Genomic DNA, 13,192 nt, shown 5'->3' with positions numbered 1-13,192 from the left:
ATGGACGCCCGGCGACTGCAGCTACTCCTTTCGCTGTCACGGCTCGGATCCATGCGTGCGGTCGCCGAGGCGCACCACACCACCACGTCGACGGTGTCGCAGCAGATCGCGGCGCTGGCGAGGGAGGCCGGAGAACAGCTGATTGAGCCGGATGGTCGACGAGTGCGTCTCACTCCGGCCGGTCGCCGGCTGGCCGATCACGCGGTCATCATCTTGGCCGCCGTCGACGCCGCCCGGCTGGACCTCGATCCGGACGCCGAGCCGGCCGGGACCGTTCGCGTTGGCGGCTTCGCCACCGGCATCCGCGTATCCCTGCTGCCGATCCTGCACGATCTGTCCGTCGCCCACCCGCAAGTCGATGTCGTGATTAGCGAGTACGAACCCATCGAGGCGTTCGAACTGCTTGTCAATGATGACCTCGACTTGGCCATCACCTATGACTACAACCTTGCACCCGCCTCCCCCGACCCGGTGCTCGAAGCCGTCGGTTTGTGGTCAACTCCCTGGGGATTGGGTGTCCCCGACAGCATCGCTGCCAGCGCAGTGGCCGACGTGAGCGCGTATGCGGATTCTGTGTGGATTGTCAACTCACGCAATACCGCTGACGAAGACGCAGTCCGTACACTGGCGGCCCTTGCTGGTTTCACCCCGCGCATCGCCCACCAGATCGACAGTCTCGACCTCGTCGAAGACCTCATCCTGGCGGGTTACGGCGTGGGACTGCTGCCTATCAATCGACCCACCCGCGAAGGCATCCGTGTGCTGCCGCTGTCGGATCCCAGGGTTATCCTCACCGCCTATGCCGTAACTCGACACGGCCGCTCCCGCTGGCCGCCACTCCGGCTAATTCTCGACCGGCTCCGCGCCCACGCCGCCCGACCGCCGGCACAGCAAGATTGGCCCCGCCCCACTGTCCGCACCTAAGGAATAGGCGTCACGTTGACCTAATGGATGAGGGATGAGCCGTGTGGTAATACGAATGCATGAGTACCGCGGCTGACCAGTTTCCGGCCAAAGTCATGCCCCGTCCGGAGGTTCGCGAGCTGCCCGAGCCGCCGGCAAACTGGTGGCGGCTAATCGGCCCAGGAGTGATCGCCGCCGGCGTCGGCCTGGCCAGCGGCGAGTTCATCCTGTATCCCTACATCGCCTCCCAGGTCGGGCTGGTCTTCGTCTGGGCCGCCCTGGTCGGCGTCGTCACGCAGTTCTTCATCAACATGGAGATCGAGCGCTACACGCTGGCGACCGGCGAGACGGCGCTGACCGGCTTCAGCCGCTACTGGAGGCACTGGGGCCTGGTGTTCGCTCTGATGACGTTCTTCGCCAACCTGTGGCCGGGTTGGGCCACCAGCTCGGCCACCCTCGTCACGTACCTGTTCGGCGGTAACGCAAACTACATCGCGATCGGCATGCTGCTGTCCATCGCCGTCATCTTGACCCTGGCACCGGTCGTCTACGTCGCGCTGGAGCGCATCCAGATGCTAAAGGTCGCCGCGGTAATCGTGCTCTTCGTCGTCGGCGCGGTGGTGGCGGTCGGCGCCGACGCTTGGCGTGACGTACCCAAGATCGTGACCACCGCCAGCATTCCCGTCGCCGAGCTCGGCTTCGCGGTACTCCTCGGCGCGTTGGCCTTCGCCGGAGGCGGCGGCGGGCAAAATCTGGTGCAGAGCAACTGGATCCGGGACAAGGGCTTCGGCATGGGCGCCTACGTGCCACGAATCGAAAGCCCGGTCACCGGCGAGCCCGAGGCGGCGCCCAGCACCGGGTTCATTTTCGAGCCGACGGAGTCGAACCTCGCTCGGTGGCGGACGTGGTGGCGCTTCGCCAACACCGAGCAGCTGACGACGTTCGTGCTCATCACGTTCGTATCGATCTTCTTCACCTCCCTGCTCGCGTACGCCACCGTGTTCGGCGACCCGGAACTAAGCGACGACATCGGCTTTCTGCAGGACGAGGGCGAGGCGCTCAAAAACAGCGTCGGAGCATGGTTCGGAGCGTTCTTCTGGGTGATCGGGGCGTTCGCCCTGTTCGCCGCGGCCCTCGGCATCGTGGACTACACCTGCCGCTTGGTCGCCGATGTGCTGAAGACCGCCTACGTCCGCGAGGCCAACGAGAGCAAGCTCTACTTCGGGCTGGTGTGGGCGATCGTGCTCATCGGCTGCGTCGTGCTGCTGGTGGGCTTCGACCAGCCGCTGGTGCTGATCGTCATCTCGGCTGTCGTCGGCGGATTGATGATGTTCATCTACTCCGGCCTTCTGATCTGGATCAACCGCACCATCTTGTCTGGACCGCTGCGGATCCGTGGGCTGCGGCTCCTCGCGCTGGTGTGGGCGGTCGCCCTATTCGGCACGCTTTCGGTTTTGGTCATCATTCAGCAGTATCAGAACCTGACAAGTTGACCTACCGCGATCAGGTCAGGCCGCTTTGGACTTCGCGGCGACGCGTTTACGGGTATCGGTGGACCACAGATACGCACAGTCGGGGCATTGCAGATGCACCACCGTGCCCCGGTTACTCAGCAGGTATTGCCAATGCGTTCCGCAATTCCGGCTGCTCTGGCAGACCGCGCAGTCACGGCCGTGGTCACACAGCGGGCACGCCAGCCAGGCGCGCCGGGCACGGTCGGCGGTGGGATCAATCGGCAACACGCTCACCTCCCCGGTCGGGCAGCACGCCGGCGTTGACCAGCTCGTCGTAGATGCGCTGCTGCTCGCCGTCGAGGCCGGAGTAGAGCATGTCGTAGGCCTTCTCCTCTTCGGCCAGGACCTCGATCGGGTCCCAGTGGTCACCGATCGCCTCCAGCACCGCGGTGCGTCGGCGCGCCTCGTCCAGCGTCATGTCATAGGCAAAGTCGAGGTCGGCCATGGGTACCTGTCATCCTTCAGTCACACGATTTAAGTAAGTTAGGGTGCCCTATCCTGGGGCGAAAAAGCAATGAATCAGGTCACGCCAACAGTGCGAAATTCGTCACACCGTGTTGATCAGCGGCCGAGCGTCAGCGGCTGGGCATGCCGATACTGGTCGAGCACCTCGGGCGTCGCGTCAGCGGTGAACGTCGCGGTGATTCCGAACGACCAGTCCGGCGGCAAATCCGCCCGCGATAGTGACCATGCCGCCTGCCTGGCGGCGCCCAGCGCCACATACTCCGCAGGCGTCGGCACCTGAACCGGTTTGCCCCAGATCGCCGGCGCGATGCCGCGGATCGCCTCCGAGCGCGCCCCACCGCCGATCAAGATGATGCGTTCGACGTCGACGCCCTGCCCGGAAATCTTGTCGATGCAGTACGCCATCGAACTGAGCAGGCCCTCGACCGCGGCGCGGGCCACATTGGCCGCGGTGAGATTGCGCGTCGTCATGCCGTGCAGCGCGCCGGCGGCGTCCGGCAGATTCGGCGACCGTTCGCCGTCGAGGTACGGCACCAGCGTCAGCCCCTCCGCTCCGCCGGGCGCCGACAACGCCAGTCGGTCCAACTCTTCGAAATCCACGCCGAGCACCGTCGCCGCGGCGGCCAGCACCGGCGCGCCGTTGAGGGTGCAGACAAGCGGCAGCTGCCGGCCGGTCGCATCGGCGAACCCGGCCACGATCCCCTCGGCGTCGTGCGGCGCGACCTGCCCGACGGCGCTCACCACGCCGGACGTGCCGAGCGAGACGATGCAGTCGCCGGGTTGGGCACCGAGACCCAGCGCCGCGGCGGCGTTGTCGCCGGCGCCGGGGCCCAGCATCGCGCCGCTCGCCGTCTGCCCGGCGGCGTCGTGCGGGCCGAGCACCGTCGGCAGCGCGGGCCGCCTGCCTTGCATCGCCAGTTCGAGCAGATCGTGTTGGTAGGTATCGGATTCGGCGGAAAAGTACCCGGTTCCGCTGGCATCGCTGCGGTCGGTGCGCAGCGCGTCGATATCGGCCGCACCGGCCAGTTGCCAGGTCAGCCAGTCGTGCGGCAGGCAGACAGCGGCGGTCGCCGCGGCGTGTGCGGGTTCATGCTCGGCCAGCCAGCGCAGTTTGCTGGCGGTTATCGCGGCGACCGGCACCACGCCGACGCGCTTCGCCCATTCACCCGGCCCACCCAGCTCGTCGACCAGCGCCGCCGCAGCCGCACTGGACCGGGTGTCGTTCCACAGCAACGCATCCCGAACGACCTCACCGGCTTCGTCGAGGCACACCATGCCGTGCTGCTGGGCCGCCACCGAAAAGGCCGCCACGTCATCAAGGCCGCCGGCGGCGTTGATCGCCGCCTGCAGGGCGGCCCACCACAGTTGCGGAGCTACCTCGGTGCCGTCGGGATGCGGCGACGTCGCCGAGCGGACGATCTCGCCGGTGTCGGCGTCGCACACCAGCACCTTGCAGGACTGGCTAGACGAGTCGATCCCGGCAACAAGAGCCACGTTCCCAGCGTAGTCAGCCAAACCGCGATGACTTCGGGGCCACCAGACCGTCTATATGGATATGCGCAAGCTAGTGATCACCGAGAACATGACGCTGGACGGGTCGATCGAGATGCTCGACGACTGGTTCGACCCGCAGCTGCAGGACGACGACATCCTGGAGGAATCGCACCGCCAGGACCAGCAGGCCGACGCCCTGCTGGTCGGGCGCCAGACGTTCGAAGATTTCCGCGGCTACTGGCCGCAACAGACCGACGATGCGACCGGGATAACCGACTACCTCAATGACGTGGCCAAGTACGTGGTGTCGTCGACGATGACCGATCCCGGTTGGCAGAACTCCACGGTGCTCACCGGGGATCCGGTGCAGCGCGCACGAGCGCTCAAGGAAGAACCGGGCAAAGACATCGTGCTCACCGGCAGCATCAGCCTGGCGCACACCCTGATTGCCGCGGGCGTGGTGGACGAATACCGGTTGTTTGTCTACCCCGCCGTTCAGGGTCGCGGCCGCCGGTTGGTCCCCGACGGCATGTCGATTCCGACTTTGAGGTTGGTCGAGCCGCCGAAGTCGTTCCGGTCCGGGATTACCCTCTTGCGTTACGCCACCTGAATGCCACCGATCGGGCCACTTTGAGAGCTGGCCTTGCGACAATCAGCGCATGGACATCGAGCATCCGGGTTCGCACAAACGCTGGGACCCGGATCGCGCCGAGACGGAAACCGAACGGCTGGACCGTAATTGGGCCAGCCTGCTGCAGGAGTTGCGGGTCGCGCAGACGGGTGTCCAGTTGCTCACCGGGTTCTTGTTGATCCTGCCGTTCCAGGAGCGATTCACCGAGCTTGACGGCGTGATGCGCGGCGTGTACCTGGTCACCGTTTCGTGCTCGCTCGGAGCGACGGCGTTGCTGGTGGCGCCGGTCGGCATGCATCGGGTGCTGTTTCGCCGGCATCGGTTGAGCGTGCTGGTGTCGGCCTCCCATGGCTATGCCATTGCCGGATTGATGTTGTTGGGCATCGCGCTGGCCGGCGTCGCGATCATGGTCTTCTTCCTCGTCGTCGGAACCACCGGGGCGTGGATTGCCGGTGGATGCCTGTTGGTGGCCCTGACCCTGTTTTGGTTCCTTCTGCCGATGCGGGAAAGGACCCCGGAGGACAACTCCTGACGGGTTTGTGAAGCGCTGCGCCGGGGAACTCCTGGCCCATGTTGATCCGACGAATCGCCCGTCCCCTACTTTCAGTGGCTTTCATCGGGCAAGGGGTGGATGCACTTCGGAACCCCAAACCCGCCGCGGATGCGGCCCGTCCCGCGCTGGACGGCATGCGCAAGCTGCCGGATCCCGTCGGGACGAATGTGCCGACTGACGCCGAAGCCTTCGCCCGCATCAATGCCGCGGTGCAGATCGGTGGCGGACTGTTGCTCGCCACCGGCAAGATGCCACGGCTGGCGTCCGCAGCGCTGGCATTCACCGTCATTCCCGGCAGCCTCGGTGGACACATGTTTTGGAACGAGTCCGATCCGCAGCGCAAGGTCGACGAGCGGCGCGCATTCATGACCGACCTCAGCCTGCTCGGCGGGCTGATCATCGCCACCGTGGACACCGAGGGCAAACCTTCACTCGGCTGGCGCGGCCGACGCGCGGCCCGCAAGGTGTCCGAGGCGGTGACCGCGGCAGTGCCCTCCGGGGCGGCGTCGGGCGGACATCTCGCCGACAGCGCGATTGCCGAGAAGTTGGGCCACGGGCTCCAAGTCGGCACCGAGCGAGGACGTGAACTCGCGCACGTCGCCCGCGAACGAGCGCCCGAGTTGGCGGAGGTAGCACGCGAGCGAGCCGCCGAACTCGCCGACGTGGCCCGCGAGCGAGGCGGTGAACTGGCCGACACGGCCCGCACCCAAACTAAGCAACGTCGCCGCCGCTGGGCCTGACTTCGGCCGCATCGTTAGCCGCCCGGACCGCGTGAGTGGCGGCAAGTTTGGGATCATCGGCGATCATCGGCCTGCTCTCCGGTGTACTGACCTTCACTTCGTGGCGAAGTCGGCGGTCCGTAGCGCCTTCACGTTTGTGTCGGCGGTTCCGTACTTGTCAATTCTTCTCCCGTTCGGTTGCGCCGGAAGCGGATAACGCGAGATAGGTTTCCACGATGGAATCGATGTCCTGGTCGACGTCAATGGTGACGCCGCGTTCACCGGGCTCGAGGGGCTCGAGTGTTTGGAACTGGGATGCCAGCAGTGCTGCGGGCATGAAGTGCCCCGGCCGGCTGGCCTGGCGCCTGGCGATCACCTCCGGCGAGCCGGTGAGATGAAGCAGAATCACGTCCGGGCAATGCCGTCGCAGTTGGTCGCGATACATTCGCTTGAGCGCCGAGCAGCTCATCACGCCGCCGCTGTCCCGGCGCGCCGCCAACCACTCTCCGATGGCTTCCAACCACGGGTACCGGTCGTCGTCGCTAAGCGGCTCGCCGGCCGTCATCTTGGCGATGTTGGCCGGCGGGTGAAAGTCGTCGGCGTCTGCGAACGGCACCCGCAGACGTTGACCCAGCGCCGCGCCAACCGCGGACTTGCCGGAGCCGGACACACCCATGACGACGATTGGTGAAGCCATCCCCCTCCACCTAACCAGTTGTCCTGGCGGCACACGGCATGCACTAATCATCATACTATCGTAGAGTCAGTCACAAAAACATCTGTTCTTAGTGACGTTGGCAAACCTATGACAAGATGTATGGGTGGCCTCGCCATCAAACGTCGGCGCGTTGCACCGGAACCTGCTGACTGTCCTCGGCGCCCGCATCGCGTCCGGAAAGTACCCGGCCGGGCAGGTGCTCACTCTGGAGGGAGTGAGCACCGAGCATGGCGTGTCACGCAGCGTCGCCCGCGAAGCCATCCGAGTGCTCGAATCGATGGGCATGGTCGCATCCCGCCGCCGGGTCGGCATCACCATCCAGCCGTCGGAGGACTGGAATGTCTTCGACCCAAGGGTGATTCGTTGGCGGCTCGAATCCGGTAACCGCGCAGCGCTTTTGGTAACGCTATCCGAGCTGCGCCGTGGCTTCGAACCGGCGGCAGCGGCTCTGGCCGCACGCCGTGCCGACCCGCATCAGTGCCGGGTGATGGCCGCGGCAGTGTCGGACATGGTGATGCATGGCCGATCCGGCGATCTCGAGTCTTACCTACTGGCCGACAAGGTCTTTCACCGCACGCTGCTGGAAGCCAGCGGCAACGAGATGTTCCGCGCGCTCAACGACATGGTGGCCGAAATCCTCACCGGCCAAACCCATCGTCACATGATGCCGGCGACACCGAACCCCGCGGTCATCGAACTACATGACGAGGTTGCCCGGGCCATCCGGCTACGCGACGAGGAAGCCGCCGAACGCGCCATGCGCGCGATCATCGACGCAGCGGCGGTGGCGGACGAGTTCGCACCGGAGCGCCGCCGCGATGATTAACTGCGGACGTGAACAGAGATCCCCGACTGGCCCGCCGCCTCTTCAATCGGTTCGAGCCGGTGCACGCCGTCACCTACTTTTCGCCGGAAGCCCGCGCGGCCTTCGACGGCCTCGGCTTCCGGGGCTTCTGGATGGGATACTTCGCCGGTCGGTCGGCGCCGCTGGGCGTCGTGCCGGCCGAAGTGGTGTCGGCGCTGTTCTACAACTTCGCGCCCGACCGGGTCGCCAAGTCACTGCCGGCCGCCTGGGAGATCGCATCTCCCGCAGCGGCGTTGCGGGCCCGCGAGGACTCGGCCGTCGCCGCGTTGCGGCGGTACGGCCTTACCGACGACGGCGTTCGCATCGCAGCCGAACTGGCCGGCAAGGCGGCGCGCGGTGCCCCGCTCGACGCCCGCCCGTTGTTCGCCGCCAATCTCGCGCTGTCGTGGCCGTCCGAACCGCTGGCCGCGCTGTGGCATGCGGCCACGCTGTTACGAGAACAGCGCGGCGACGGGCATGTGGCGGTGTTGGCCGCATCCGGCATCAGCGGTCGCGAGGCCAACGTGCTGCATGCGGTGGCGGGTCGGGTCACGCGGGAGATGATCGAGCGCAGCCGTCACTACGACGACGAGCAGTGGCGCCACTACCAAGACCGGCTGGCCCGACGCGGCCTGCTGGACCGTGACGGCGCACTGACCGATGCCGGCCGCGCCCTCGAGCAAAGCATCGAGGACACCACCGATGCGCTGGCGTTGACCGCGCTCGACGCGCTGGACGACGCCGAGGTCGAGCAGCTCTTCCGGACTCTCACCCCGATCACCAGGGCGGTCGTCGCGGCCGGCGACCTCCCGATCGACACACCGATGGGCCTGAGTCGAGACGGCCTCGACGACAGCGCCGATCTGGCCTGAACGAGTTCAGGGCCGCTGACTGCGGTTCCATTCCAGCCAGCCGACACCGCGACGGCCGTCGGTGGTGCTGACAGTCGCCCAGGCGCGCGGGAATTGGCTCACCCGGCCGTCGGCCGCGGTCAGCCGCACCGGTGCGTGCCCGCGGATGTCAACCGTCGCAGCGACGTCACCGGGATCGAGACTCAGGATCGTCGTTAGCGGTAAACCGTTGTCGCCGAAGGTTTCCCGTGCCGACACAGTTTGCAGTTCGATGAGCGGCTCGCCGGGCGGCTGGATGTAACCGACGCCGATCGGCGGTGATCCGGGAATCCGCAGGTCCACACCGTGCAGATGGCAGCCGTCGTCCAGGTGCAGCGCGCTCCATACCCAATCCATGCTCCACCAGTCCCGCACACCCCAGGAGTGGTCGCGCTGACCCGGCACGCCCTGCACGGAGTACGTCCGGCCGTCGGCGGACACGCTGCCCGACACCGTGCACGGAATCTCGTACCGCGACGTCAGCCGGTACCGGTACGGGATGCCGACCGTCGTCCAGGTCAGGTCCATGGCCAGCTCGACCGGCCGCCCCGGTTCGCCCCGCAACAGCGCGGCCGGGTCGTCATGGGCCCGGGCGTGACCTCGCAGGCTGACGTGGTAGACCCGCAACGGTTCGGTGGCCGTCTGGGTGAGCTCAAGGTCACCGGTGTGCACCACACCGGGATCGTCGGGTACTCGCGCGTCGAAGTCGTTGGCGGCGATGGTGGGCATGTCGGGCCCGCACAGCAGGGCGTTGACCCACGCGGTGTTCTCATTCGGGATCACGCCAAGCCGGAACCAGCCGCCCACGCCCTGCCGTTCGTCGACGAAATCGGCATACCAACTCTCGCTCCAGAGCGGCTCCTCACCGGCGGGGTGAGCGTCCTCGTCCCCGGCCGACGGTTGCAGCGGCGCGGGACTCGACGGCTCGGGCAGCATCGCGATGGCATCGGTGTCGAGCACGTGCTGGGCATGTCGCTGCAACATGACCATGAACATCTCGTCGCCGCGCTCGGTGCGTTCGACGAGCATGGACGACACGATCGCCATCATCACGCCGAAGAAGCTCTGCCGGCGAACACCTTCGCGAACATCTTCCAGACTCACCGCGGCATCTGGCCCCAACGCGTCGTGGTAGGCGCGCAGCAGTGCCTCGTAGTGGTCGCGGCGCTGCGCCACCGGCAGCGCGCAGCCGAGGAAGTAAGCGACATCGGTCATCGCCGGCCCCCAGGTGACGGTCTGCCAATCCACCACCGTGAGCGGCCGATCGGCGCCCTGCTCGCCGAAAAGCATGTTGTCCAACCGAAAGTCACCGTGGACCAGGCCCTGGACGCGATCGGCGGCGTCGGCGATGTAGCCGTCGAAGCCGGCGACCAGGCGTTCGCACACCGCGCGGTGCTCGGGCGCGATGCGCTCGCGGTAGCGCTCGGCGAACCCGGCATACAGCTGCCCGATCAGCGCCTGGTTCATCGGCGACTCGCGGTTGAGCCACTGCGCTTCCGCCATCGCACTGTCGCCCAGTAGCGGCGCATGCAGCCGCCCCAGCTCACTGAGCGCCAGCGTCGCCTGTTCGATTGTCGCGCCGCGGATTTCGTCGCCGACCACCGCAGGGCCGGCGTCGCCGAGCAGCAGATGGAACACACCCGATTCGGCGTCGAAACCGGCGTCGTAACAGGGTGCCAGCGGACCGCCGATCCGGGGCGCGATATCGGTGTAGAACCGCACTTCGCGTTCGTATAGACCCAGTGCCAGGCCGGTCTGCCTGCTGACCTGGTCGGTGGCGGCGACCTTCAGCACCACCGATTCCGGACCGGCCGCTTCGTCGGAGTAAGCCATCGTGATGCGGTAGCACTCGCTCATCTGGCCGGTGCCGATCCGCTCGGTGCTGAAGCGTTCGACCGTGCCGGCGCCGACGGCGGTTGTCAGCCACTCCGCGGTCAGGTCCGCCGGGCGCTCCACCCTAGTGCTGGGCACTCGTGCTGTCCGTGTGGCAGGTGTCGGGCGGCGTGCCCACCACGTCGAGCGCCGGGTTGCGGTCGAAGAACCCGTACGGCTTGAGCCAGAAGAAGACCACGTCGACAGGCATCACCGGCCAGTCCTCGGGCCTGGTGATGTGGTGGATGCCGAAGACGTACCAGAGCACCACATCGGTGTTCTCGATGTTGCGATCCGCCTTCGTCCATTCGGCGAGGCCGGTGTCTTTCGAGGACTGATTGACGAATTCACCTGCGGGCCAACGTTCGTCGGGATGATTCGGGGTTACCCACAAGGTGTGTCCTATCACATTGGCACGCTGGAAGACCGGAGAATCTGGATCGAACATCATCGGAATGGCACCGCCGGGAACCAACTTGTACGACGGGTGCGTGCCGAGCCCGTTGACGACGTTGGTGTTCACCACTTTCCATGATCGCTGTGTTGCGAAGCTGACGTCCTGTTTGCCTTCGCTCTCTGTTCGCAGTGCGATGTCGCGCAGCACCAGCGAAAGTCCATGCGGGTTATCCGGGCCCATCGGCTCGGCATAGGACTCCGACATGTAGACCGTGTTGTCGCCGCCGTCGATGTCCAGATCCAGTCGTGCCACCAGAAAGTGTTGGTGGAAGGGCGCATACGTGCGTTCGTCGACCAGGGTGCCGTTCGGATGCGGCTGACCCGCAGCCACCGGTGTCGTCACCATGATGCCGGTGGCCCGGATTTCGCACTCGATGTTGCCGTCCTGGTAGAGCCGCCAGTAGATGAGGTACTCGTAGTTGGCGACGGTGATGTGCGACGACACCGTCAAACGTCGCATCCGCCGCACCTCGGCACCCGCGTCGTGGTCGACATGCTTCCACAGCACGGCGTTGTCTTCCTCGTGGATGCAGACGGCGTTGGCGATGGTGTACGGCTCGCCCTTGCTGTTGTGCAGCACCGCGTCCAGGTATCGGATCTCGCCGAGGCAGTCGCAGCCCAGTTCCAGCGATGTCGTCATGAAGCCCAGGCCCCACTCGCCGATGTCGAATGCGGTGCGCCGGTAATGGTCCTCGGACGCGTCCCGGTAGGGCACGACCATCTCGGCCAGCGAAATCCGATGTGCCACAGAGCGGACCCGGTCGCCGTCGCGGTAGCGGATGGTGTGCAGGGTCATCCCCTCGCGATGGTTGAAGCCGATCCGAAGCGACCAGTTCTGCCACTGCAGCAGGTTGCCGTCCAGGGTGAACGACACTCCTTCCGGCTGGGTGAGGTGCAGCGGCTTGAGCGGCTCGCGGCGCGACGCCGAGCGGATCCGTTCGGGGATGTGCTTGGGCACGTATTCGCCCATCACGTCGGGTTCGTCCACTCCGCCGTTGTCCTCGACCCGCAGCACCTCCATCGAGTTGAGGTCGATGACGGCGTGCAGCCCGCTCACCGGATGCGCGTAGGGGTTGGCGCCGGGCGCGTCCTTGTGCCAGGTGTCCGACCAGCCCAGCCGCCGGTCGCGATATTCCGGCGGAGCCACGGCGTCGCCGTACGTCCAGGTGTCCATGAACACCAGGTCCATGTCGGTGATGCCGCGCTTGGCCAGTGCGGCGATGACATCGGGGTGGTTGCGCACCAGTTGGTCGCACTCGACGAACTCGTCGACGGTGAAGTTCGCTTGCACGCCCGGGATGTGTTCGAACGATTCGACACGGTTGTCGGTCAGCGACACCACGCCCTTGTAGGTGGCGTTGTTGGCGCGCTGCAGGCAGATCACCGCGGCGCGGCGCGACGGAGTCGTCCCGCCGTCGTCGAACGCCGCCAATTCGGCCTTGCCCGGCTCGACCAGTTCGATCGAGGCGATCCGCCAACCCAGGTCTGATGTCGCCGACCCAGCGGCTCCGGCGACTACGTCGTGCTCGCGCCGCAGGATTGTTGCCACCGCCGTGAACTCGTCACCAGAGAGCGGATCCAATGGGTAGTCCACCCGATCACGCAATCACATCGGCCGAATCTGCGCAGGAACTTCGGTTACCGTGCGGCCAGCGAGAAACCTTCCCAGGCGAGTCGCCGGTCGGCGTCCGGGTCGTGTTCGACCCTGGAGCGGCGGTCGAACACCATCACCGCTCGATCGGGGTCGGCGTAGGCCGGCCAGTCCTCGCCGGGCACTCCGGTGCGGCTGAATTGCCGCCACCGCGATTGCACGTCGTCGCTGACCCGCAGTGCCGCCCTGCGGTCGGCGGCCGCGGTGAGCAATGAGCCGAACCGGGTGCGATACACGTCGAACACGGCCAGGAGTTCCGTGGCGTGGGTGGCGCCCAGACCCGACCAGCGCAGCGTGCGCGGCGCGTAGTCATACCGGTACAGGTAAGTCGGTGCGTGCGCGCTGTGCGCCTCGGCTATCTGCCACGCCGCCGACCCGAATGCGAAGTCACCGCCGAGTTGGATACACGCGGCCGGATCCGGATAGCCCGGATAGGCCGCGGTAATGCGTTCCCGCTGTGCCGGTTCCACATCGGCCAGCAA

General features: G+C 66.4%; 14 protein-coding genes. 7 read left to right on the top strand and 7 right to left on the bottom strand.

The genetic code is table 11. The annotated features are described in order from the left end of the window. Positions 1-924 (top strand): LysR family transcriptional regulator, encoded by a 924-nt coding sequence (locus tag ACRDU5_RS14120; RefSeq protein ID WP_526615195.1) that lies wholly within the window; start codon positions 1-3, stop codon positions 922-924. A gap of 59 nt (positions 925-983) precedes the next feature. Beyond that, complete coding sequence (locus ACRDU5_RS14115; RefSeq protein ID WP_526615194.1) at positions 984-2,396, top strand: Nramp family divalent metal transporter; 1,413 nt, start codon at positions 984-986, stop codon at positions 2,394-2,396. Between the two features lie 15 nt (positions 2,397-2,411). On the opposite strand, the gene ACRDU5_RS14110 is transcribed toward ACRDU5_RS14115, so the two are convergent. From ACRDU5_RS14110 to ACRDU5_RS14100, 3 genes are all read right to left on the bottom strand, one after another. Further along, positions 2,412-2,645 (bottom strand): hypothetical protein, encoded by a 234-nt coding sequence (locus tag ACRDU5_RS14110; RefSeq protein WP_526615193.1) that lies wholly within the window; start codon positions 2,643-2,645, stop codon positions 2,412-2,414. Beyond that, entirely contained in the window at positions 2,632-2,862 is a 231-nt protein-coding gene (locus tag ACRDU5_RS14105; protein WP_526615192.1) for a DUF6400 family protein, read from the bottom strand. Before ACRDU5_RS14105 ends, ACRDU5_RS14110 begins: the two co-directional genes overlap by 14 nt. Positions 2,863-2,978: 116 nt before the next feature. After that, entirely contained in the window at positions 2,979-4,376 is a 1,398-nt protein-coding gene (locus tag ACRDU5_RS14100) for an FGGY family carbohydrate kinase (protein WP_526615191.1), read from the bottom strand. A gap of 61 nt (positions 4,377-4,437) precedes the next feature. On the opposite strand from ACRDU5_RS14100, the gene ACRDU5_RS14095 reads away from it, so the two are divergent. The 3 genes from ACRDU5_RS14095 to ACRDU5_RS14085 are packed head-to-tail and all read left to right on the top strand — an operon-like array spanning position 4,438 to position 6,300. Next, complete coding sequence (locus tag ACRDU5_RS14095) at positions 4,438-4,986, top strand: dihydrofolate reductase family protein (protein ID WP_526615190.1); 549 nt, start codon at positions 4,438-4,440, stop codon at positions 4,984-4,986. Between the two features lie 49 nt (positions 4,987-5,035). After that, on the top strand, positions 5,036-5,539 hold the full coding sequence (locus ACRDU5_RS14090; protein WP_526615189.1) for a DUF6328 family protein: 504 nt from the start codon (positions 5,036-5,038) through the stop codon (positions 5,537-5,539). Positions 5,540-5,577: 38 nt separating this feature from the next. Then, positions 5,578-6,300, top strand: coding sequence for a DoxX family membrane protein (locus tag ACRDU5_RS14085; RefSeq protein ID WP_526615188.1), 723 nt, complete (start codon positions 5,578-5,580; stop codon positions 6,298-6,300). Positions 6,301-6,457: 157 nt separating this feature from the next. On the opposite strand, the gene ACRDU5_RS14080 is transcribed toward ACRDU5_RS14085, so the two are convergent. Beyond that, the gene (locus ACRDU5_RS14080; RefSeq protein WP_526615187.1) at positions 6,458-6,976 is read right to left on the bottom strand and encodes a gluconokinase; all 519 of its coding nucleotides are present in this window, start codon (positions 6,974-6,976) and stop codon (positions 6,458-6,460) included. Positions 6,977-7,100: 124 nt separating this feature from the next. Here ACRDU5_RS14080 and ACRDU5_RS14075 point away from each other — a divergent pair, with 124 nt between their 5' ends. Then, complete coding sequence (locus ACRDU5_RS14075) at positions 7,101-7,823, top strand: FadR/GntR family transcriptional regulator (RefSeq protein WP_526615186.1); 723 nt, start codon at positions 7,101-7,103, stop codon at positions 7,821-7,823. A gap of 8 nt (positions 7,824-7,831) precedes the next feature. Further along, positions 7,832-8,713, top strand: coding sequence for an SCO6745 family protein (locus ACRDU5_RS14070; RefSeq protein ID WP_526615184.1), 882 nt, complete (start codon positions 7,832-7,834; stop codon positions 8,711-8,713). A 6-nt stretch (positions 8,714-8,719) separates the two neighbouring features. Here ACRDU5_RS14070 and ACRDU5_RS14065 read toward each other — a convergent pair whose 3' ends face one another. The 3 genes from ACRDU5_RS14065 to ACRDU5_RS14055 form a co-directional block, all read right to left on the bottom strand. Then, the gene (locus tag ACRDU5_RS14065) at positions 8,720-10,687 is read right to left on the bottom strand and encodes a DUF7064 domain-containing protein (protein WP_526615183.1); all 1,968 of its coding nucleotides are present in this window, start codon (positions 10,685-10,687) and stop codon (positions 8,720-8,722) included. A gap of 1 nt (position 10,688) precedes the next feature. Beyond that, positions 10,689-12,653, bottom strand: a complete 1,965-nt coding sequence (locus ACRDU5_RS14060) for a primary-amine oxidase (RefSeq protein ID WP_526615182.1) — start codon at positions 12,651-12,653, stop codon at positions 10,689-10,691. 44 nt (positions 12,654-12,697) lie between these two features. Continuing rightward, the coding region (locus tag ACRDU5_RS14055) for a carboxylesterase family protein (RefSeq protein ID WP_526615181.1) at positions 12,698-13,192 on the bottom strand (495 nt) is incomplete at its 5' end.

The sequence above is a fragment of the Mycobacterium sp. genome, from assembly GCF_050701515.1.
Taxonomy (GTDB): domain Bacteria; phylum Actinomycetota; class Actinomycetes; order Mycobacteriales; family Mycobacteriaceae; genus Mycobacterium.
Note: the sequence above shows the minus strand (reverse complement) of the source record. Positions and strands in the feature narration are given on the sequence as shown.